This is a genomic window from Arthrobacter sp. Rue61a (assembly GCF_000294695.2).
Classification (GTDB): Bacteria; Actinomycetota; Actinomycetes; order Actinomycetales; family Micrococcaceae; genus Arthrobacter; species Arthrobacter aurescens_A.
In genome coordinates this window covers 1,815,840-1,838,298 of the sequence record NC_018531.1, presented here as the reverse complement: position 1 = coordinate 1,838,298, position 22,459 = coordinate 1,815,840, and the positions used below count along the sequence as shown (strand labels likewise).

The following is a 22,459-nucleotide window of genomic DNA, read 5'->3' as shown; positions in this document are numbered from 1 at the left end:
TAGCTAAAACATCCGCAGTACAACTTTCAAGGATCCACCGACCCCATGGCCCGCAGCCAAACTCCCGCACGCAAAGGCGAGCCCCTCGGCGATTTCACCGAGAACATCGTCGATATCGATGTCACTTCCGAGATGGAGGGCTCCTTCCTGGAGTACGCCTACTCGGTGATTTACTCGCGCGCCCTCCCGGACGCACGCGACGGACTGAAGCCGGTTCAACGGCGCATTCTGTACATGATGTCCGACATGGGCCTCCGCCCGGATCGAGGACACGTCAAGAGCGCCCGCGTGGTGGGCGAAGTCATGGGCAAGCTCCACCCGCACGGCGATACCGCGATATATGACGCCATGGTCCGCATGGCGCAGGACTTTTCCCTCCGGCTGCCACTGATCGATGGCCACGGCAACTTTGGATCGCTCGACGACGGCCCGGCAGCACCGCGCTACACGGAAGCACGCTTGGCGGCCGCAGCGCTGACCATGACGGACCACCTTGACGAAGACGTGGTGGACTTTGTCCCCAACTATGACAACCAGCTGACGCAGCCCGATGTCCTCCCCGCTGCTTTCCCCAACCTGCTGGTCAACGGCACCACGGGCATTGCTGTGGGCATGGCCACGAACATGCCTCCGCACAACCTGGTGGAGGTCATCGCCGCCGCACGCCACCTGATCGCCAACCCCGGTGCCACGCTGGAGGAGATCATGCGGTTCATCCCGGGGCCCGACCTTCCCACTGGCGGCCGCATCGTGGGACTGGACGGAGTCCGGGACGCGTACGCCACGGGGCGTGGATCATTCAAGACCCGCGCCAAGGTTGAGGTGGAACAGCTGTCTGCCCGTCGCACGGGCCTGGTGGTCACTGAGCTTCCCTACATGGTGGGCCCTGAGAAGGTCATCGAAAAGATCAAGGATGCCGTCAATTCCAAGAAGCTGACCGGCATCAGCGACGTCGTTGACCTCACGGACCGTAATCACGGCCTCCGCCTGGTCATCGAGTTGAAGAACGGTTTCAATCCCAACGCCGTGCTTCAGCAGCTGTACCGCTACTCACCCATGGAAGATTCCTTCGGCATCAACAACGTCACCTTGGTGGACGGCCAGCCGCAGACGCTTGGCCTCCTGCAGTTGCTGCAGGTGTACGTGGAACACCGCCTGAATGTGGTGCGCCGCCGTACCTCTTTCCGCCTTGGCAAGAAGAAGGACCGCCTCCACTTGGTGGAGGGCTTGCTGATCGCGATTGTGGACATCGACGAGGTCATCCAGATCATTCGTTCCTCCGACGAAGCCTCGGCCGCGCGTGAACGCCTCATGTCCATCTACGACCTCACCGAGATCCAGGCCAACTACATCCTGGAACTGCGCCTGCGGCAGCTGACCAAGTACTCGCGTCTTGAATTGGAGAAGGAACAGGACGAACTCCGCCGCGAGATCGAGGCACTTGAAGCCATCCTGGCCTCGGACGAGTTGCTCCGAGATCTTGTTTCCGGCGAGTTGGCCGTCATTGCCGAGAAGTACGGCACGCCCCGGCGCACGGTGCTGCTGGAATCGGAAGCTGTTTCCCCCACGGTGGCTGCGGCATTGGCAGCGTCAGTTCCGGGCCCCAAAGGCAAGGCAGCAGCGCTGCCGCTGGAAATTCCGGACGACCCCTGCTGGGCCCTGCTCAGCGTCTCAGGGCAGATTGCCAGGACATCCAACCAGGAGCCACTCGCCGAGGCCGGCCCCCGCACCAAACACGACGTCTTCCGCTCAGTGGTGAAGACCACCGCCAGGGGCGAAATCGGCGCGGTCACCTCGCAGGGCCGCATGCTGCGGCTCCAAGTGATGGACATGCCCGTGCTGCCCCCGGTCTCAGGTCTGCCCAACTTGGCCGGTGGCGTCCCCGCCAAGGACTTCATCACCTTACTCAAGGGTGAAACCTTGGTGGCTTTCGTGCCCTTGGACGCCGTCCTTGCCATTGGCACGGTTCAGGGCGTGGTGAAGCGCGTGCAGCCCGATTACCCGTTGAACCGTGAGGACTGGGAGATCATTGCGCTTAAAGACAAAGACTTGGTGCTCGCGGTGGAACCTGCCCAGGACGACAACGTGGACCTCGTCTTCGTGACAAGGCAGGCCCAATTGCTTCGCTTCAGTGCGTCGAACGTCCGTCCGCAGGGACGCACAGCAGGCGGCATGGCCGGCATCAAGCTTGCGGCCGGGGACGAAGTAATCCACTTCGGTACCGTGCGCGCGGACGATCCTGCCGCCGTCGTGGTGACCATTGCCGGTACCAACGGCGCCCTTCCGGGGACGGCGCCGGGTACTGCCAAAGTGACTGCTTTCGAGGAGTATCCGGCCAAGGGTCGGGCAACAGGTGGCGTGCGGGTTCACCGCTTCCTCAAGGGCGAAGACACGCTGTTGATGGCGTGGGCCGGACATGGTCCTGCCAAGGCTTCATCCGCCGCCGGCGTGGCACGGGCACTCCCCCACGAGCATGGTCGCAGGGACGGATCGGGCGTGCCGCTGTCCCAGCCTGTGGAGGCAATCGGGCCGAGCATGGCCTGGGCTGAAGCCGCGGAATAGCCGCAGAAAAGTCAAGCAGCACGGCAAAGGCCGGGGGTTATGGCACCTCCGGCCTTTGTGCTGCCGTGGCCTTGAAGCCACCGCATGGGCTAGCCGGTTTGGTTGATGCTGAGTATGTTTCCCTCGCTGTCAAGGAACCATGCTGCAGCGCTTCCATCGGGCATCGTGGCGATGCCGTCTTCGGTCTTCAGGCCAGGGAAGTCGTAGTCCTCAAACTTGACTCCCTTGCCGCGCAACTCCTGCACCGTGGCCTTGACATCACTGACAGTCCAGCCCATTTGGGTGTTCTTCGCAGTCCCTGCATTCGACGTCTGATAGACAAAGAATCCGGTTCCATCGCCGCACCTGTACTGGAGGTTGTCGTCGTCGTCCGGATTTTCGGGTTCCAGTCCGAGTTTTTCGCTGTAGTACGCGCGTGCCCGGGCTATGTCCTGTGCCGGTAGGACGGCACCAACCTGCTGATCCTTGAGCATTGTTTTCTCTTTCCGGCTCTCCCCCCGGAACGAACTTTACTCTTGGGCGGGTCGGTAAGTAATTGGAAAACGACACCATATTTCGTGGGCTGCCCAGAGGCACGGAGCGGATCAGCTTAGACTGGCCGCATGCCGATCATCCCTGATGAAAAAGACTGGACCTGGGTGCTCTCACAGCCCTGCCCCGAGTGCGGTTTTGATCCCGCGACCGTGACTCCCTCCACGGTGCCTGGCACCGTCGTCAACATGCTCCCCCGGTGGCGTGCCGTCCTGCGCCGGGAGGACGTTGCCACACGTCCTAATGACCACACCTGGTCCAACCTGGAGTACGCATGCCACGTCCGGGACGTCTTCAGCCTTTTCGACCAGCGTCTCAACCTGATGCTGACGGAGGACGACGCCCGGTTCGCCAACTGGGACCAGGACCAGGCCGCGATCGACGGAGAGTACGGTTCGGCGGACCCACGGACGGTGGCCGATCAGCTTGAGGCCGAGGGTACGGAGATTGCCGAGTCCTTCGCACGGGTCACCGAGGATGACTGGCAGCGTACCGGAACGCGCAGCAATGGATCCTCATTTACCGTGCTGACGTTCTCCCAGTACTTCCTCCACGATGTTGTTCACCATCTTCATGATGTGGACGGCTAGGAACCTAGAGCATTTTCTCCCACGTCATGCTGCGGTTCACGGGCGTATAGCCCATGCCAAGGTAGAGTTCCAGCGCCCCGGTGGGGTTGGCTGAGTCAACGTCCAGTGATGCCACGTCCATTCCCGCCGAGGCGTAGCGCTGCATGGCATCGGCGAGCAGTGCTTGGGCAATGCCCCGGCCGCGATAGGCACGCCGCACGCCAAGGAGCTCCGTGTAGCCTTCCTTGAAACCGCGATCCGCGGCAGAGTCGGGATCGAAGCTGGTCAGCTGGTATCCGGCCACCTCGCCTTTGGCTTGGTCGATAACCACCGCGCCCAGATCGTGCCGGGCAGTGGGTTCCTCGATGGTGAACCGCCACGATTCTTCGTCCCGCGGTTCGCTCCCCCAGTGGTCCCTGAACGCATCGTTGTGGGCTTGGCGCACGGGTTCGAAGAGCGATGGATCGAGGGTCCTGAGCTCAAGTCCGGCGGGAAGCCGGACTTCAGGCAGTTCCGCAGTCAATGGCCGGTGCATTTCGCTGAACCAGCGCACGGCCCCGTAGCCGTGCCCCATCAGGAGTGTTGCCTGATGTTCGTGCTGCTCCTCCGTCTGGATGCGGAGGCGGGGCGGCGCCGTGGTGTGACCGGCGGCCTCATCGGCTTGGAACCGGTTGCGCACTTGTCCTTCCTGCCACACCAGGACTGCAGAGCCGATGCCTCGTTGTTGCCACTCCGGATCGACGCACGCCATTCCTGTGGCCTTGTCTCCCGTGGGGTTTTTGGAGATACGCCCATAGGCGCGCGCTACTCCCCCGGCGTCCAGGCCCAACAGGGTGCTGGTTTCCGGCGGGTTCTTGGTGGACTGCAGGATGTGGACGAGGTCGCCGCGCTTTTCATACCAGACGGGATGTTCGACGGCGGCCGTCCGGGAGATCAGGCCTGCCCAGTTATCCAGGTCTTCCATGGTGGCCGGCCGCCATTGAAGGCCGGTTGCGAGGACATCAGGCATGGCTTGGCTTGCGGCGTCGAAAGGCATGCCAACAGGCTACTGAGCAGTAGGCCTTCCCACCAGTTCCGCCGCGCCCGGACTTCGCTTGACGGCAGATCGGACCGCGGGCAGTTCAAGCCGCGCATCAGCCGGATCAATGTCCTCCGGGTTATGGGTGACCAGGACAATAGTGACGTCCTTGAGCCCGCTGCGGAGTATAGCCATCATTTCCCGGGCCGAGCCCGCGTCCAAGTGGGCAGTTGGTTCGTCAAGCAACAACACGGAGGCTCCGGTGAGGAGGGTCCTGGCCATGGCAAGCCGCTGCCGTTCGCCGCCGCTCAGGAATGAACCACCGGGACCTATGCGGGCGTCGAGCCCATCCGGCAACGCATTCACCACTGAATCAAGTCCGACGTCGGCCAGGGCCTTGTGCATCTCCGCCTCGCTGGGCTTCGCTCCGGCCGGCCGGCTCAGCAGGAGGTTGCCACGAAGAGTGGAGTCGAACAGGTGGGCCTCCTGGGGGCACCATGCCGCTGTGCCGGAGAGCTGCACAGTTCCTTCCGTCAGCGGCAGGAATCCGAGGAGCACGGAGAGGAGCGTGGACTTCCCTGCGCCCGAAGGCCCTGTTATGGCAAGCCAGCGGCCAGGCTCGGCAACAGCATTTACACCAGTAAAGACGTCAGGCCCACCGGGCCAGGCCGCTGATGCACCTATCAATTCCAGTCCTGCTTTGCCGGGCCGATCCGGCAGGCGCCGGATGCCGCCGTCGTGGTCTTCCGCTTGGTTCAGTGAAGCGGGAGCGTCCAAAGCGCCGGATGCCGCCACCCGGCCCAGCACATCTGCGAGCGCGGGCGCTTGGCGTACGGCGGATACGATGCCCCCGAATGGTTCAACCAGGGCCAGCTGCATCAGGACTATGACGGCTGCGAGTTCAGGGGCGACAGTGCCGTTCAGAACGGCGGGCGCACTCAGGACGCCCGCCCACAATGCGGCCATGGAGCACCCGAGAACGATCACGGCCTGGCCGAGCCCTTCAGCCCATGCCGAGCGCTGTGCAGAGAGGGTGGCGGTGCGGTCTTTGTCGCGCAGTGCACCGAGGACGGGCTCGCTCACTCCGTTGGCGCTGAGTTCCGCCCGGGCGTCAAGGGCGGCGGCCACTCCCCGAAGCACTACTGAACGCATGTGCTGTTCGGCTTTGGCTGCGTTCCTGTCAGCCAGGACGGCCAGGGTCGGGGCAAGGATCAGCCCCACGACGGCGGCCATCACCACCGCTGCCAGAGCCTCCGGTAAGACCATGGCTGTGGCGAGGATCGCCGCGGCCCCGACTCCCACGGCGGTCATGGGCGGGAGGACAACCCTGGGCAGGAGATCGCGGAGGGTGTCCACGTCGTCCACGATGGAGCCCAAGACGTTGCCGCCTTGGAGGAGGCGGCGGAGAGACAGCGCCCTGCGGCTCAGTGATGCCCACAGTGCGCCGCGGAGGCGGGTCATGGCAGCGAAGACGGCATCATGGGTCAGGAGTCGCTCGCAGTATCGCAGCACGGCCCTCCCTATGCCGAAGAACCTGACTCCGACGATCGCGCCTAGCAGGTAGAGGATGGGTGGCTGTTGGCTGGCCCGGATGATCAGCCACCCGGACAGTCCCGACAACGCCACTGCGAACAGGGCGGCAACTACGGCCACGATTCCGGCGGCGGCGAACTTCCAGCGCACGGGTTTCAACACTCGCAGAAGACCCTGCGCGCTACCGTTCGCGGGAACGGAAAGGAGATCACCGTGGAGTGCAGCGTCTTTCGCGGGGACTGCATTGTTGGGCTGGGCTGCGGCATCGGTGCGCTGTGCGTTCTTCGCTGACACGGCAGGCACGGAGTTCTTTTGCCCTACAGGCACGAGCTGGTCGGCGAGCGCCCGGGTGGCGGCGTCGTGGGCCACCAGGATCACTGTGACGTTGCCGCGAAGTGACTCGATGGCGTGGCGGACAACGCTGGCGGAGTACGGGTCAAGATGGGCGGTGGGCTCATCCAGCAGCAAGAGCGTCGCGCCGGCTTCCACTCGGGCCAATCCACGGGCAAGTGCTACGCGGCGCAGTTCGCCCGGGCTCAGTTCGGCGGGATGCTTGGCTGCCAAGTGGTCGGCCGAGGCTTTCCCTAGGACGCGGGTCACGGCGTCAGCGGTGTTCCCGACGTATCCGTCCAGGTAGAGCTCAATCTCTTGCTGCACTGTTTCGGCGGCCATGACGGGGTGTTGTGGAACCCACGCCACCGTCTTTGCTGCCGCACCTGTGATGACTCCTGTGACCTCGGCGCCGGGTCCCTGTCCGATGAGGCCGGCGAGGACCCCGAGGACCGTGCTCTTGCCGGCGCCGCTGTCACCGTCGAGGGCTGTTACGCTCCCCTGGTGGGCGGTGAAGCTGAGAGGCCCGACGGCGGCAGCGGACCTTCCGTGGTACGTCACCGACACGTCGGCCACCACTACTCCGGCCGGGGCTGCGTCGGACGTCCCGCCATTCTGGAGGCGCTCATGCGAAGGGGCGTCCAGTACTTTGTTGGTGGTCTGGAGGGCCGCCCTGCCGTCATCGCTGGCGTGGTGCGCGGTACCGAGCTCCCGGAGGGGCAGGTAGCAATCCGGGGCCAGGATCAGTGCCAGCAGGCCGGCTTCGAGGGGCATGTCCCCATGTACCAGCCGGACGCCAATAAAGACTGCCACCACGGCCACGGAAATGGTTGCAATGAGTTCGAGGGCCAGCGCGGAGAGGAACGCCGTGCGAAGGGTGCCCATGGTCCGGGTGCGGTACTGCTCGGAGATGTCTTCCAAGGCTGCGCGCTGTTCCGTGGCACGGCCCAGGCCAACCAGGACAGGCAGGCCTTTGGCGAGCTCCAGTATGTGGCCGGACAGTTTCCGTAGCGTGGTTTGCGCTTCCTGGACAGTGTCTTCGGTGTGCCTGCCTATCAGGACCATGAACAGCGGGACCAGGGGAACCGTCAGGACGATCACCACGGCACTTACCCAGTCGGCGAAGAGGATCCGGGCTCCGATCAACAGCGGGACCGTAGCGCAGTTCACGATGGCAGGTAGGTACTGGGTGTAGTAGTCGTCCAGCGCGTCCAGTCCCCGCGTCGCGAGGATGGCCAGGCCGCCGTCGTTCATTCCCGCTACGGGCGACGAACCGCCGTCGGACAGCGAGCGCCTCAAGAGCCGTGCCCGCAGTTCCTCTTTGACGCCCAGCGCGGCCCGCCTGGAGGCAATGCCTTGGCCCCAGGCGGTCAGGGACCTGAGGACTGCCCCCACCGCACCCCAGACGAGTCCGTTGTTCCACTCCTCCGACCCGGAGGCGAGTCCTGCCAGCATCCCTGCAACAGCCTGGGCCATGAGCACCAGGGACAATGCCTTGAGGGCGGACATCAGGCCAATGGCGTAGAGCGCCGATCGCGTGGCCGGGCCGGAAGGGAACACGGGTTTCATGGGTCGACTAGTCTCCCGATTGACTTGGAGTGGAGGGCGAGCTGTCTTTGGAAATCATGACCTTCGCGGCGATGGCGGGCAGGAATCCATGCGCTTCGGGGATGTGGGCCGCGCTGACACGCCGTCGGAACACCCAGTACGTCCACGACTGGTAGGCGATCACAAGGGGCAGTCCAACGGCTGCCACGATGCTCATCAGGCCAAGGGTGTAGTCCGAGGACGAGGCGTTGGAGATGGTCAGGTTGAAAGCGGGATCGATGGTGGAGGGGATGACCACAGGGAACGCGGCTCCAAAGATCGAGGCTGTGGCGCAGACAATGAACGCGCCGAGCGCACTGAAAGCGCGCCCTTCGGACCCAGTACGGGCCAGCCTCCATGCCAGGACGACCGCTACCACTGCAGCGACCACCAAGGCCCAGGTCCACGGTTTGCCGCTCAGGAACTGAACGGCCACCATCCAGCCGAACATCGGCAACACCGCAAACGGAACCAGCCGCACAAACCAGCGGCGTGCACGGTACCGCACCTCGCCGTCGGTCTTCAGGGCCAGGAACGCAAGGGCGTGCACCAGGGCGAAGGCCACGACACCAAAACCACCCAGGAGTGCGTAGCCGCTGAACCAGGACATCGGGCCACCGCTGCGGTCTCCGTTGGCGTCCAAGGGCAGCCCCGTGGTGGTGAGCGCCAGTGCAGCGCCGATGCCGAACGCGGCCACGAAAGACCCGACGGCGATCGCCCAGTCCCAGCGGTTGCGCCAGCTCTCGGAGTCCACCTTGCCGCGGTATTCGAATGCGACAGCCCGGAAGATCAAGGCGGCCAAGACTGCCAGGAGCGGGAGGTAAAGGGTGGAGAACAGCGAGGCGTACCAGAGGGGGAAAGCTGCAAAGGTGGCACCGGCTGCGGTGAGCAGCCACACCTCGTTGCCGTCCCATACAGGGCCGATGGTGTTCAGCAGGACGCGGCGGTCGGTGTTGTTGCGGGCGAACAGCTTCATGAGCATGCCGACGCCCAGGTCAAAACCCTCCAGGAAGAGATACCCGGTCCACAAAACCGCGATGGCCACGAACCAGATGGTTGGCAACAGTTCCATTGTCAGTACCCCTTAGCTTTAGTAGGCGAATGCCAGGACGTCGTCGCCGGACTTGTCCGGGCCGGTGTCGTCGTCATTCTTGTCGGGTTGGTTGTCTGAGTCTTTGGCGTGGGCCAGTTCAGGCATCGCCGAGGCCACTCCACCACGGATGTACTTGACCAGGAGCTTGACCTCTACCACCAGCAGCACGGCGTAGATGGCTGTGAGGACCACCAGCGAGGTCATGAGTTCTCCCGCGCTGACGCCCGGGGATACTGCGGCAGCTGTGAACATAAAGACCTGGTCAATACCGTTCATGTCCGGGTTGGGCGCCACCACGAATGGTTGCCGGCCCATTTCGGTGAAGATCCAGCCTGCGGCGTTGGCGCCGAAGGGAGCGAGGATCCCAAAGACAGCGAGGCGCATGAGCCACTTGGATTGGGGAACGACGCCCTTACGGGTTACCCACAGGGCCAGCAGTGCGGCGAACGCTGCAATGCCGCCGAAACCGATCATCATACGGAAGCCCCAGTAGGTCACTTCCATGACGGGCACGTATTGGATTTCCTGTCCGGCGCGCTCACCGTAGAGCGGGTTGTCCGGCAGGTGGGTGCCGTACTTTTCCTTGTACTCACCCAGAAGGCTGTTCACGCCCTTCACTTCAGTGGTGAAGTCACCCTTGGCCAGGAAAGAGAGGATGCCGGGGACTTCGATAACTGCAACGATGTCGTCGCAGTTGGTGGCTCCCAGGTTGCCAACGCTCAGCACCGAGAAGCCCGTGCCGTCGTGGCAGGCAGCTTCAGCGGCGGCCATCTTCATGGGCTGCTGTTCGAACATCAGCTTGCCTTGAAGGTCACCGGTGATGGCGGTTCCCGCGAAGGAGATCATGGCCACCACAGCACCGATCCGCAGGGACTTCATCCACACGGTGTAATCGGACTTGTCGCGGCCCGGGATGGCAGCTTCGCCGGGGACCAGCTTGCCGTCCTCGCCCACAACATCAATGCCGTCGTGGCGGCGACGCCACAGGTGGTACCAGGCAATGCCCAGCAGGAAGGCGCCGGCAACAGCCAGTGCACCAAAGAGAGTGTGCGGCACGGCAACCAGTGCAGTGTTGTTGGTGAACACTGCCCAGGCGTCGGTCATCACGGGCCGGCCATCCACCATGTCAACGCCTACGGGGTGCTGCATCCAGGAGTTCGCCACAATGATGAAGTAGGCGGAGAAGACGGAGCCGACGACGGCGATCCACAAGCAGGCCAGGTGCACGCCGCGCTTGAGTTGCTTCCAGCCAAAGATCCACAATCCCAGGAACGTTGATTCGACGAAGAATGCCAGCAAAGCCTCAAGGGCGAGCGGAGCCCCAAAAACGTCCCCCACGAACCGGCTGTACTCACTCCACGCCATGCCGAACTGGAACTCCTGGACGATGCCGGTGGCTACACCCATGATGAAGTTGATGAGGAAGAGCTTTCCCCAGAACTTGGTCATGCGAAGGTACTCAGGCTTGCCGGTGCGGTACCAGATGGTCTGAATGATTGCCACCACCAGGCCGAGGCCGATAGTGAGCGGCACCATCATGAAGTGGTAGACGGTAGTGATACCGAATTGCCAGCGTGCGATTTCCAAGGCGTCCATGGCTGTCCTTTGTGCGGTGGACCGAAGTACGATGACCTTACTTCTACGTCACGTAGAAAACTTCTCTTCTACACAGTGTAGAACAATTGACGGGCAACGAAACCCATTCTTCAAGTGGCGTAACCCACGCGCAAGGGTCCGCTCGGCGGCGCGGCGCGCCGATAGTTCTACTTCACGTAGAATGAAGGTCTGAAAAGCGGTAGATTTATTGTGGAATGTTGGATCATCGCTCCCCGCAGTAGCCACACTGCACCGGGAAGCGGAAGGTAGGGACGTATAAATGGCAAGTCTTGGGGAACTGGAACGGGCAGTGATGGATCTGCTCTGGGCAGGCCAGGAGGCTGCAACCGCCAATACACTGCGTGATCTTTTGGCGCAGGATTCCGAGGCCGGCGACGGCACCGCAGGTCATCAGGGCAAGGATCTGGCAGTCACCACGGTGCTGACGGTTCTCTCGCGCCTGGAGAAGAAGGGCCTGGTGGAGCGTGAACGCGGTACGCGTCCGCACCGTTACCAGGCCGTTTCCAGCCGCGCCGACCACACGGCCGAGCTGATGCACGAAGTTCTGGGCTCCGCCCCGGACCGTGAGGCCGTACTGGCCCGCTTCATTGGCTCCGTCACCGAAAGTGAAGCCGCTACCCTGCGCAAACTGCTCGGCTACAATTAGCCAGTATGTTCTGGACCTCATACCTGCTTGCGGTCCTGGCATTGATTCTGGCGTGGCCGGTACCCGTTTTACTGTCCCGCGCGCAGTGGCCGGCGCGATCCCCTTTCACGGCCATGGTGCTATGGCAGGCGATAGCCCTCGCCGGTGGCTTGTCGATGATCGGCGCCATGCTCGTCTACGGCCTCGAGCCCATTGGCGACAACCTCATTGCAGGGCTGAAGAGCCTCGCCGGGATGGTATTCAATAACGAACCCACCACGGCGCTGGGCTTCTGGCACCTCTTTGCCCTCTCAGCCGCCGCCCTCTTGACCGCGCATCTGGTCTTCACCCTGCTGCTGACCTACTACAAAATCGAACGCCAGCGCCGCCGGCATCGTGAACTGCTGGCACTGCTCGCGTCACCTTCCGACGACGGCCCGGGCACCGTGGTGATCAACCACGAATCTCCGGTGGCCTACTGCCTGCCCGGCGGCGCCAGGTCCGTGACCGTGCTGTCTGACGGCCTCATGGCAGCGCTGGAGCCAGCCGAACTCAGGGCTGTGCTCATTCACGAAAACGCACACCTGTCGCAACGCCACGACCTTCTGCTTTGGGCCTTTGCTGCTTGGCGGCAAGCCCTGCCATGGTTCCCCACCACACGCCTGGCCCAGACAGCAGTTAATTCTTTGATCGAAATGCTGGCCGACGACGTCGCACTCCGCACCGAAAGCAAAGGGACCCTGATCAAGGCCATCGCCATTGTTGCCAGCGGCACCTCACAACCCGCCTTGGGCGGGCAGGCACTCAACGGCAGTCAGGCACTGGCCGGCGGCCAAGCACTCAGCGCCGGTGGCGCCGTCGTCGAAGGCAATGCCGTCAGCGCGACCGGCGGCGCCGATTCCCCACGTACGACGGCGTCACGCGTCAGCCGCCTGCTCTCACCCAAGCCTCCACTCACCAGGGCTGCGCGAGTGCTGGTCCTGGCGGCCTCAGCCTTGCTTCTTGCGGTGCCCACTGCACTGTTGATCGTCCCGGGACTATTAGGCTGACCAGCGTGGCCGGCTATTGGGGCAGTGTCGCGTCGTACACCAAGGACGCGTAGCCCTCCAGGGTGTCTGCGCATTGAGCAAGCTGCGCTGAGGCTTCCGTCGCTTGCGGCAAATGAAGGACATCGCGCGACTTCAACTCCCTGTACCAGCGCCTCAAGCGCTCCAGGCTTTGTTCTTCTTCCTCCAGTTCAGCGAACGTGAACTTCTCCTGTGAAATCTCTTTGGCGATCTCAAGCTCGAACTTGGTGCAATCCGACGTGAACTCTTTCCATTCCTCCAACCTGGCAGCTTGGAAAGCGCCGCGGAAGGTATCCGCGCCTTTTCCACGGGGCGCAGCGTCCACCAAGGTCCAGGACCCATCCCCCTTCGCCACCAGCGCCTCGGTCCGGGCGAGGCCCTCATCGAAGGCCGGGTGGGCGGGAAGAACCCAGGCTCCGGGCGACAAGGGAACTGCCCCGATCCGCCGCAGCTCCCGCCACACAGCCACCCTGTGCCGCGACGGCTGAGCAGGAACTTGAACGAGAATGAGCAACCAACGTTCATCAATCACACTCCTGAATGTAGCAGCTGTTACATTCAAGGAGTGAAAGCACCAGAGGCACGTCCGTCTTTCGATCCTGCCAGCCAGCGTTGGCCCCTCTACGCCGCAGGCTTTACCACCGCCTTCGGCGCCCATGCTGTTGCCGCGGGACTCGGGGCAGAAAGCGCCGACATCGGATTGAGCCTGCTGACTCTGGGGATCCTGCTGGCTTTGTACGACGTCGCGGAAGTGTTCCTCAAACCGGTGTTCGGCGCCCTCAGCGACCGCATCGGACCCAAACCGGTCATCGTAGGCGGGCTTGTGGCTTTCTCCGCCGCATCCGTGATTGGTCTTTGGGCGGACCAGCCCGCCATGCTGGCGGCCGCCCGCCTGGGTCAGGGGATGGCGGCTTCTGCCTTCTCACCGGCCTCCTCCGCCAGCGTTGCACGGCTTGCAGGCGGCCGGACGGGCCACTACTTTGGCCGCTACGGCTCATGGAAAGGACTCGGCTACGCGATCGGTCCGTTGCTGGGAGCCTTGGCCATCATCACCGGCGGTTTCAGCCTCCTGTTCGGGATCCTGGCCGCCCTGGGTTTGGGCGTGGCTGTCTGGGCCCTTGCTTCCATGCCCCGCCTGCAGCCGCTTCCCCGCCCCAGGTACACCATCGTCGATGTATGGCGACAAAGCACCGAGCGGTCATTCCTGGGACCAACCCTGGTGCTGGCCGCTGCCACGGGAGCACTGGGTGCCGCCGTCGGCTTTCTCCCTGCGCTGGCCGCACGGGAAGGGCTTGGAACGGCGGGCAGCGTTGCCGTAGTCACAGTGCTGGCCATAGCTTCGGCGCTGATACAGCCCCGCGTGGGCAGGCTGAGGGACCACGAAAGAATCGCCGGCAGGCCTGGCATGGTGGCCGGCCTGCTGGCTATCTCGGTAGGCACCCTGATGGCCGGCTTATTGCCGGGAGCCGCCTGGATTTATTGCGCAGCAGTGCTCATCGGCGTAGGCATCGGCGTCTCCACGCCTCTCGCCTTCGCCCACCTGGCCGATGCGACGCCGGCCGAACGCCTCGGCAGGACCATGGGCTCAGCCGAGCTGGGTCGTGAACTTGGCGACGCCGGCGGGCCGCTGCTGGTGGGCGGCGTTGCCGTAGCGGCCGGGCTCCCCTGGGGACTGGGCGCTTTGGCCCTGGCGGTGGGAGCGGCTACGTTCGCCGCCCCGGGCGCCCGCACACCACAGGCCGCTGATGGTGCGCCGGTTCCGCCAAAGCACGGTTAGGCGTCGATGCGCTCCCGGTCCAGGGTGGCGGCACCGGCAATGATGAACTCCTTGCGCGGTGCAACGTCCGAGCCCATCAGAAGATCGAAGACTTCCTCGGCACGCTGGGCGCTTTCGATTCCCACCTTACGGAGGGTCCGGTGCCGCGGATCCATGGTGGTCTCGGCCAGCTGCTGTGCGTCCATCTCGCCCAGCCCTTTATAGCGCTGGATAGGCTCCTTGTAGCGTTTGCCTTCCTTGGCAAGGTTGGACAGGAGCACGTGAAGCTCGGCCTCCGAGTAGGTGTAGATCATCTCATTGGCCTTCTGGCCGGGGTTGATGACTTCCACGCGGTGCAGGGGCGGGACAGCTGCAAACACGCGGCCGGCTTCCACCATGGGCCGCATGTAACGGAAGAACAGGGTCAGCAGCAGGGTTCGGATGTGCGCACCGTCAACGTCGGCATCGGTCATGAGGATGACCTTGCCGTACCGGGCAGCGTCGATATCAAAACTGCGGCCCGAGCCGGCGCCGACAACTTGGATCAACGCCGCGCACTCAGCGTTGGACAACATGTCTCCAACGGATGCTTTCTGGACGTTCAGGATCTTTCCGCGGATGGGCAGCAGGGCCTGGAAATCGGAGGAGCGGGCAAGCTTGGCGGTTCCGAGCGCGGAGTCGCCCTCTACGATGAACAGTTCCGAGCGCGCCACGTCATCAGTGCGGCAGTCTGCAAGCTTGGTGGGCATCGAGGACGTTTCCAGGGCGTTCTTGCGGCGCTGGGTTTCCTTGTGCACGCGCGCCGAGATGCGCGACTTCATCTCGGCAACCATCTTCTCCAGCAGGAGCGCGGACTGGGCTTTGTCATTGCGGTTGGCTGAGCCAAGCCTTGCGGTTATTTCCTTTTCAACCACCTTGGCCACAATGGCCCGGACCGCGGAGGTACCCAGGATTTCCTTGGTCTGCCCCTCGAACTGCGGCTCGGCAAGCCGGACAGTCAAGACGGCTGTCAGACCAGCGAGAATATCGTCCTTCTCAATCTTGTCGTTACCGGCTTTAAGCTTGCGGGCGTTCGTCTCCACCGCTTTGCGGAAAGTCTTCAGCAGGGCGGCTTCGAATCCCGACTGGTGCGTGCCGCCCTTGGGCGTAGCGATGATGTTGACGAAGCTGCGCATGGTGGTCTCGTACCCAATGCCCCACCGCAGCGCGATGTCCACCTCACAATCACGCTCGACTTCCGCGATCTTGCTGTGCCCGTTCTCATCGAGGACAGGGACGGTTTCCTTGAACTTTCCGGAACCATGAAGGCGCCATACGTCCGTCACACCCGAGTCTGCAGCGAGGAACTCAACGAACTCGGAGATGCCGCCGTCGTGGTGGAACACTTCCTCATGGACACCGGCCTCCCCCGGTGTTCCGGCCAGCTTGCGCTCGTCACGCACAGTGAGTTTCAGGCCCGGAACAAGGAACGATGTTTGGCGCGCCCGTGCTGCCAGATCGTCATAGGAGAATTTGGCGTCAGGGGTGAAAATTTGCCGGTCTGCCCAATACCGCACGCGGGTTCCCGTCACACCACGCTTGGCTTTGCCCACTACATCCAGCACCGAGTTCTCAACAAACGGCTCGAAGGTTGCATTAGGGCCCGGCTTCGCCCCGGAGTCGATGAAGCGGCCGGGCTCACCGCGGCGGAATGACATCTGGTAGGTCTTGCTGCCGCGGTCCACTTGGACATCGAGGCGGCTGGACAAGGCGTTCACCACAGAGGCGCCGACGCCATGCAATCCACCCGAGGCTGTGTAGGAACCGCCGCCGAACTTGCCGCCTGCGTGAAGTTTAGTGAAAACAACCTCGACGCCGGAGAGCCCGGTCTTGGGCTCTACGTCCACGGGAATACCGCGGCCGTCATCGTGGATTTCGACCGAATTATCGGCATGCAGGATGACTTTAATGTCATGTCCGAAGCCTGCCAGGGCCTCGTCCACGGCGTTGTCGATGATTTCCCACAAGCAGTGCATGAGGCCGCGGGAGTCCGTGGAGCCGATGTACATGCCCGGGCGTTTTCGGACGGCTTCCAAGCCCTCAAGGACGGACAGATGCCGGGCGTTGTATTCAGAACTCGGTGCCACTCGCGGTGTGCTCCTTCGGGGTATATCTCGGGGTGCTTCCCAACCGTGTTTTGGCTGGTAATTCAAGGCAAACACTGCCCGTACCAGCCTAGCCGGGGAAGGCATCAGACACGGTTTGCCACTCCAGCGCGGACGCAGCCTGCCCGGTTACGTTACGCACATGTGATACGCGGACAGCGAAAGTGACCCATCCTTGCCATGGATCTGCGTCGAATGCTGGTTATATGGATGTACAGAACTACTAAGGAGGCCGACATGACAACAGCAGTTGCAGACCGCACGCTGAACGCAGCTGACCGCTGTGACCGTTGCGGAGCCCAGGCGTACGTCCGCGTTGTACTCGAGTCCTCCGGCGGTGAGCTGCTCTTCTGCGGCCACCACGCACGTGCAGTTGAAGCTACGCTTCGGCCCATGACTTCTGACTGGCACGATGAGACCGAGCGCCTCAACGAGAAGGCTCCCGTACCCGTCGACTAGGCAGTCCGGCTATCCGGAAACCCTTTTTGATCGTATAACAAGGCTCCTCCCCTTTCGGGAGGGGCCTTGTTGCGTTAAGTCTCTTGTGGTCAGTCGGCTGCGTTCAGCATGCTGCGCACAAGAAAAGCGGCCCAGCCGGAAAGTCCGACAGGGCCGCTTCATCACTGACTCTGGGTGTTTTTAGTCCAGGTAGTCGCGCAGGACCTGCGAGCGGGACGGGTGGCGCAGCTTGGACATGGTCTTGGATTCGATCTGGCGGATACGCTCACGCGTGACGCCGTAGACCTTACCGATTTCGTCTAAAGTCTTCGGCTGGCCATCGGTCAGGCCGAAGCGCATTGCCACCACTCCGGCTTCACGCTCGGACAAGGTGTCCAAAACTGAATGCAACTGCTCCTGAAGCAGCGTAAAGCTAACGGCGTCGGCAGGAACAACGGCCTCCGAGTCCTCAATCAGGTCACCGAATTCCGAGTCACCGTCCTCGCCCAGCGGGGTGTGCAGCGAAATGGGCTCACGTCCGTACTTCTGAACTTCAACAACCTTCTCGGGCGTCATGTCCAGTTCGAGCGCCAGCTCCTCAGGCGTCGGTTCACGGCCGAGGTCCTGAAGCATTTGGCGCTGTACGCGGGCCAGCTTGTTGATGACTTCCACCATGTGCACCGGAATACGAATGGTGCGGGCCTGGTCTGCCATGGCACGGGTAATGGCCTGGCGGATCCACCATGTTGCGTAGGTGGAGAACTTGAAGCCCTTGGTGTAGTCGAACTTCTCCACAGCGCGGATAAGGCCCAGATTGCCTTCCTGAATCAGGTCGAGGAAGAGCATGCCGCGGCCGGTGTAGCGCTTAGCCAAGGAAACGACGAGGCGCAAGTTGGCTTCGAGCAGGTGGTTCTTGGCGCGCTTGCCGTCGTGGATGACGAATTCAAGTTCACGCTTGAGCTTGGGATCCATGGACCCGTCGTCAGCGTTGATCTTTTCCTCGGCAAAGAGGCCGGCCTCAATCCGAAGGGCGAGGTCGACTTCCTGCTCTGCGTTCAGCAGTGCAACCTTGCCGATCTGCTTCAGGTAGTCCTTGACGGGGTCTGCTGTAGCACCGGCCGACATGACCTGCTGGACAGGGGCGTCATCGTCGTCGGCATCCGAGTAGACGAATCCCGAACCGGACGGAGCTGCCTTGTCCTTGGTGGCCGTGGCGCCGTCCTCGACGTCATCTTCTCCGACTTCGACTTCCTCGGCAGCTGCGGGATCAAAGTCTTCATCCTCGCCGCTGGTCTCCTCAGAGTCGGAGCCTGAGGACTTGTTCGCGGCTTCAGCGGCGGCCTTCGCGCCGGGCTTGGGTCCACGCTTCTTGGGTGCCGGCTTGTCAGAGTCGCCCTCTGAGGCCTTGTTGGCAGCACGGGTCGCGGCGCGCTTTGCCGATGTTGCCGCCTTCTTTTCCTCAGCGGACAGTTCGGCCTGGGCGGCGGGTTCCTTCTCGACGGAAGACGGAGTCACAGAAAACCTTTCTAGCGGCGGTCTGTGGAATCACCATACGGGCAACACCACTATGACCCTGTCAAGTCCGCGATCAATTTCAAATGCGATCGCCGTCTGCAGAGTCTCTATAGAGAACTCCCGACGACACTGTATTGTTCCCGATCAAGGGGCCAATTCAGGCATTCGAACGCGGACCCAACCGGGTCTCGGCATCCATTGTCTCACGGTTTTGCGAAACGCAAGCCTGATGAATTTCCAAACCGCCTATGCCACCGTGTCCTTGAACCCCCGCCACGCAGTGCCGGCGTTCCGTGCCCACGGGCAGATGGTCCCCTCGCCCAGGAGATCCATGAGCAGTTCGGCCAATCGGTACCCCGGTTGTGCGGCCACCGCCCGGCTGAGGCAGGCATGTGCAAAGGATCCATGCCCCTTGCACCAGGAAATCCAGCCTTGGAGGGTCAGCGCCGCTGCAGGTACAACACCGGATTCACCGTCCACACATAAACCGGCAAGAACTTTTTGCAGCGCATCGAGGGTGCTCCAGCGGGGCATGTCCGGTTGCATACCCAACAAAACATCGCCGTACGTGAAGACGTCCCTGGAGGAATTCCCTCCAGACGTGACGTTGTCGGCGGGAACAACCAAGCCCAACACGCCGAGTTCTTGTGGGTCGAAAGGCGTGTCGCCGCTATCCTCAACAAGAAGTCCGAAGGCTGCGGCACCGGACTTGGCAGATTCCATGCCTGCTGCCGCCATCACAACCACGGCGTCCCGCCATGAAGGGACCCTGAGGGTGGTTCTGAGGAAACCCATGAGCTCTGCGTCAACCCCGGGCTGCAGTGGGTCATTTGCTTCGCACCTGCCGAGCACGTGGCACCACACCGCAAGGACCGCATCCAGAAAGCGCTCACTCCGCCACGAACTGAGGATCTGCTTCCCGTAGCGTGACTCCGCTGCCAGCACCAAAGGATCCAGCACCCCGGGACGTGCAAGCTGCGGCTTTCCGGAAGCGCTCCTGGGCGATGGACCGATTGAGCTCCCCATATACACCAGTTCTGCGCTGAGCCTGCTGTTCTTGATGCGATCAACAGGCAGTCCCGGATCAGGGCAGCATTCCACATTCGTGCAGTAGGCGCTGCGCCAGTAGTCGGAGCCAACCAGCCACGCGTCCCGAACCGATAAGTCCACTTCATCAAGGCTGAGTTGAAGGGCCTCAAGCAGCGGCATTGCCTGCCGGGATACACTGCCGTCGGCCCATCCCGTGTCAGTGTAAACGGCAAGAACCACCCCATTGGCGTCCTCGTCTGCAACCAGGAAGTTGCGGATCTGGTCCGCGAAATATGAGCGGGCCTGGAGCGAACCAAGTTTCGGCAGATCCACGCGCAGCGTTGCGCCAAGGACTTTTCCTTGCATGGTGATGGCCACAAGACTGTCCTCGGGCCAGTAACCCAACATGTGGGGGATGTAGCCAAGAATGTCTTCGGGTTGGTGGATGCTGAGCGTTCTGTTGGAAGTCATGGTTCCACCCTGCTCAACTCCTCCCGGAGGAGACAGTGACCATCCTGCCTATGTGGAAAACCGGCCTCAGTAAAACAGCGCCGGAAGTAAAGCAGCGCCGGACTGTCCCTTACTGGTCGTCCGCAGAAACGGGCCGTGAAGCACGCCGCCGCTCAATCCTTTCCCGGCGCTGCCTGGCAAGGGCGGCCATCAGCGGCTGTACGTGGATTCCTTGGGAGGCCATCTGGCGGCGCACCTTCCGCCGCGTCGCCAGGATGAGCACCGTACCAAGGGCAAGGAGTATGAACTGGACACTGAGGGCGATTCGGAACGGTGCGAGCCCGTAAAGATCACCGTCGGAAAACCCGCTGGCATACAGGACGTCGAGGACCACGCCGATGAGGTAGATGGCGACGAGCGCCGCAATAAAACCGCCAACGTTGACGATGCCCGTTGCCGTACCGATCCGGTGCGAAGGGTTGAATGTCCTGGCGAAGTCGAATCCAATCATGGATCCGGGCCCACCCACGGCCAGCACCACCACCAAAATGGCCAGGAGCCACAGCGGCGCGCGCTCGGGAAGAACCAGCACTGCAGCCCAAGCCATGGCGGTCGCCAACGCAATCAGCAGGACCATGGCAGATCTTCGCATGGGATGCCTTGAGACGAACCGGCCAAACCCAGGGCCGGCAACAATGGCCGTGGCCACGAAGAGTGCCATGAGGCCGGAAACGGTACCTGCATCAAGTCCCTGCGCAGACAACAGGAAGGGATAGCCCCAGGTCATGGCGAAAAGGTTGCCGCTGAACTGCACGGTGAAGTGGCTCCAGAGCCCCAGCCGGGTTCCAGGCTGCTTCCATGCGCGGGACAGCGAGATGCCGGTAGCGCGGAGACCCTGGCCGGATTCCCGTGGCGGGTGCCCGGGTGGGGCGTCCCGTAGCACTGCGAGCACCAGGACCACCGCCAGCACGGACATGGCGGCCAGGGTGAGGAACGCGGGGGTCCATCCGGCGTTGTGAAGAAGCAGCGCAAACGGAACCACGCTGAAGAGCTGGCCGAGCTGGCCACACATGCCGGTCAGCTGTGTGACCAGCGGAACCTTGGCAGGTGCGAACCACAAGGGGACCAGGCGGATCACCGAAATGAAGGTCATCGCGTCGCCGGCTCCCACCAGGACCCGGCCCAGGACGCCACCGGGAACACTGTCCGCGAAAGCCAACTGGAGCTGCCCCAGCCCCATGAGCACGGCCCCGCCGGCCACCATGGCCCGCGAACCGAACCTGTCCACCAAGACGCCGACGGGAATCTGCAGCCCTGCGTAAACCAGGAGTTGAAGCACCGTGAAAAAGGAGATGGCAGCGGCACTGGCATGAAAACGCTCAGTGGCTTCCAGCCCTGCGACACCAAAAGAGGTTCGCTGCGCCACCGCCACGAGGTAGGCGAACACGCCGATCGTCCAGATGAGCCAGGCGCGGGGAGCATTCACCCCACAATTATGCCTGTCAGCAACTCAAAGCTGATTTATTGAGGCGAGTCTTTACGGGCCAAGTACGCCTCGACGGCTGCGCCAATGTCCTCGGCATTGGGCAGTTCATCATTTTCGTCGGCCAGCAGCGAGCGGCGGACAATGCCCTCGGATTTCTCGTCGTAGCGCGTCTCAAGATTGGTCACTACTGCCTGCACTTCTTCGGAAGCTTCGATCTGCTCGGCGATCTGGCGGCCCACTTCACGGCCGGCTTCCCGGAGCCTGTCCGTCGGCAGCATGAGGGAAGTTGCCGCCCCCAGGTATTCCAAACCGGCGACTGCGGCCGGCGGGTACTCAGCTTCGGAAAGGTAATGCGGGACGTGGATAACGTAGCCAGCTACGTTGCGCTCCGCTTCGGTGAGCCGGAGTTCCAGGATGTGTCCAATGGCGGCAGGAACATCCACGGTGGGCTTCCAACTCGATATTCCCTCAATGAGGTCCGGCATGTTGCCGTGGACCGTCACCCCGACAGGCCGCGTGTGCGGAACGGGCATGGGGATGGAATGGATCCAGGTCACCAGGTTGACGTCGAGTTCTTCCACGATTCCGACGACGGCACGCGAGAAGCGCTCCCACTGCAGGTCGGGCTCGAAGCCGGCAAGCAACAGGAAAGGTTGGCCGAGACCATCGTTCAGCTTGTACAGCCCGAGCTTTGGCGCCTGGTAGTCCTGCAGATGGTCCTCCACAAAGCTGATGTGGGGCCTCCTGGAACGGTAGTCGATGAGTTGGTCGGCATCGAACATGGCCACCACCTCGGCGCCCAGTTCGTCCAACAGTTCCGCATTGATCTGCCGGACCACGTGACCGGCATCGGCAAAGCCCGTGAATCCCATGACCATGTTCAACCCGCGAAGCTCGGGGCTGTGGAAGGTCTCGATGTTTCGCGCGTACAGCGATTCGGGGTCCAGGAGAGAGCCGGATATCCGTTCAAACACGGCGTGTTCCTTTCGCAATGACAAAATTCGGGGAGGTTCCGGTACCCAGCACATGACACCCGGCGACATAACATCGCTGGGCACTTGCTTGGCGGCGGGACTCTATTAATCCATACAACGCTGGGCGGCCAAGGG

General features: G+C 62.7%; 17 protein-coding genes. 6 read left to right on the top strand and 11 right to left on the bottom strand.

Going from position 1 to position 22,459, the window contains the following annotated elements; all coding sequences use genetic code 11:
* Window positions 1–45: 45 nt before the first annotated feature.
* Entirely contained in the window at window positions 46–2,562 is a 2,517-nt protein-coding gene (locus tag ARUE_RS08395) for a DNA gyrase/topoisomerase IV subunit A (RefSeq protein ID WP_011774477.1), read from the top strand.
* Window positions 2,563–2,651: 89 nt separating this feature from the next.
* Here ARUE_RS08395 and ARUE_RS08390 read toward each other — a convergent pair whose 3' ends face one another.
* Window positions 2,652–3,035 carry a VOC family protein gene (locus ARUE_RS08390; RefSeq protein WP_011774476.1) on the bottom strand — a complete coding sequence of 128 codons (384 nt, stop codon included), beginning with the start codon at window positions 3,033–3,035 and terminating at the stop codon, window positions 2,652–2,654.
* 129 nt (window positions 3,036–3,164) lie between these two features.
* Between ARUE_RS08390 and ARUE_RS08385 the strand changes: the two genes are divergently transcribed.
* Window positions 3,165–3,683, top strand: a complete 519-nt coding sequence (locus ARUE_RS08385) for a DinB family protein (protein WP_014921399.1) — start codon at window positions 3,165–3,167, stop codon at window positions 3,681–3,683.
* A gap of 4 nt (window positions 3,684–3,687) precedes the next feature.
* Here ARUE_RS08385 and ARUE_RS08380 read toward each other — a convergent pair whose 3' ends face one another.
* Genes ARUE_RS08380 through ARUE_RS08365 form a run of 4 tightly spaced genes read right to left on the bottom strand, consistent with a single transcriptional unit; the run spans window position 3,688 to window position 10,819 of the window.
* Window positions 3,688–4,698, bottom strand: a complete 1,011-nt coding sequence (locus ARUE_RS08380) for a GNAT family N-acetyltransferase (protein ID WP_014921398.1) — start codon at window positions 4,696–4,698, stop codon at window positions 3,688–3,690.
* A gap of 9 nt (window positions 4,699–4,707) precedes the next feature.
* The gene (cydD, locus tag ARUE_RS08375) at window positions 4,708–8,112 is read right to left on the bottom strand and encodes a thiol reductant ABC exporter subunit CydD (protein ID WP_014921397.1); all 3,405 of its coding nucleotides are present in this window, start codon (window positions 8,110–8,112) and stop codon (window positions 4,708–4,710) included.
* Window positions 8,113–8,119: 7 nt separating this feature from the next.
* The gene (gene cydB / locus ARUE_RS08370) at window positions 8,120–9,202 is read right to left on the bottom strand and encodes a cytochrome d ubiquinol oxidase subunit II (RefSeq protein WP_014921396.1); all 1,083 of its coding nucleotides are present in this window, start codon (window positions 9,200–9,202) and stop codon (window positions 8,120–8,122) included.
* Between the two features lie 18 nt (window positions 9,203–9,220).
* Complete coding sequence (locus tag ARUE_RS08365) at window positions 9,221–10,819, bottom strand: cytochrome ubiquinol oxidase subunit I (RefSeq protein WP_014921395.1); 1,599 nt, start codon at window positions 10,817–10,819, stop codon at window positions 9,221–9,223.
* Between the two features lie 280 nt (window positions 10,820–11,099).
* Here ARUE_RS08365 and ARUE_RS08360 point away from each other — a divergent pair, with 280 nt between their 5' ends.
* Entirely contained in the window at window positions 11,100–11,486 is a 387-nt protein-coding gene (locus tag ARUE_RS08360; protein ID WP_011774471.1) for a BlaI/MecI/CopY family transcriptional regulator, read from the top strand.
* 5 nt (window positions 11,487–11,491) lie between these two features.
* A complete protein-coding gene (locus ARUE_RS08355; protein ID WP_014921394.1) occupies window positions 11,492–12,514 on the top strand; it encodes a M56 family metallopeptidase in 1,023 nt (340 codons plus the stop codon).
* Between the two features lie 13 nt (window positions 12,515–12,527).
* Here the strand turns inward: ARUE_RS08355 and ARUE_RS08350 are convergent, their stop codons facing one another.
* Window positions 12,528–13,064, bottom strand: coding sequence for a Chromate resistance protein ChrB (locus tag ARUE_RS08350; protein WP_043470031.1), 537 nt, complete (start codon window positions 13,062–13,064; stop codon window positions 12,528–12,530).
* Window positions 13,065–13,097: 33 nt separating this feature from the next.
* Here ARUE_RS08350 and ARUE_RS08345 point away from each other — a divergent pair, with 33 nt between their 5' ends.
* Window positions 13,098–14,309: an MFS transporter gene (locus ARUE_RS08345; RefSeq protein ID WP_014921392.1), complete on the top strand. Its 1,212-nt coding sequence runs from the start codon at window positions 13,098–13,100 to the stop codon at window positions 14,307–14,309.
* On the opposite strand, the gene ARUE_RS08340 is transcribed toward ARUE_RS08345, so the two are convergent.
* Window positions 14,306–16,414 carry a DNA gyrase/topoisomerase IV subunit B gene (locus ARUE_RS08340; protein ID WP_014921391.1) on the bottom strand — a complete coding sequence of 703 codons (2,109 nt, stop codon included), beginning with the start codon at window positions 16,412–16,414 and terminating at the stop codon, window positions 14,306–14,308. The two genes, ARUE_RS08345 and ARUE_RS08340, sit on opposite strands and share 4 nt — an antisense overlap.
* Window positions 16,415–16,669: 255 nt before the next feature.
* Between ARUE_RS08340 and ARUE_RS08335 the strand changes: the two genes are divergently transcribed.
* On the top strand, window positions 16,670–16,891 hold the full coding sequence (locus ARUE_RS08335) for a DUF7455 domain-containing protein (protein ID WP_018778705.1): 222 nt from the start codon (window positions 16,670–16,672) through the stop codon (window positions 16,889–16,891).
* Between the two features lie 180 nt (window positions 16,892–17,071).
* On the opposite strand, the gene ARUE_RS08330 is transcribed toward ARUE_RS08335, so the two are convergent.
* From ARUE_RS08330 to ARUE_RS08315, 4 genes are all read right to left on the bottom strand, one after another.
* On the bottom strand, window positions 17,072–18,385 hold the full coding sequence (locus ARUE_RS08330; protein ID WP_011774465.1) for an RNA polymerase sigma factor: 1,314 nt from the start codon (window positions 18,383–18,385) through the stop codon (window positions 17,072–17,074).
* Window positions 18,386–18,631: 246 nt separating this feature from the next.
* Entirely contained in the window at window positions 18,632–19,885 is a 1,254-nt protein-coding gene (locus tag ARUE_RS08325) for a DUF4192 domain-containing protein (protein ID WP_014921390.1), read from the bottom strand.
* 109 nt (window positions 19,886–19,994) lie between these two features.
* Entirely contained in the window at window positions 19,995–21,350 is a 1,356-nt protein-coding gene (locus tag ARUE_RS08320; RefSeq protein WP_014921389.1) for an MFS transporter, read from the bottom strand.
* Between the two features lie 35 nt (window positions 21,351–21,385).
* Complete coding sequence (locus ARUE_RS08315; protein WP_043470029.1) at window positions 21,386–22,324, bottom strand: proteasome assembly chaperone family protein; 939 nt, start codon at window positions 22,322–22,324, stop codon at window positions 21,386–21,388.
* Between the last annotated feature and the right edge of the window lie 135 nt (window positions 22,325–22,459).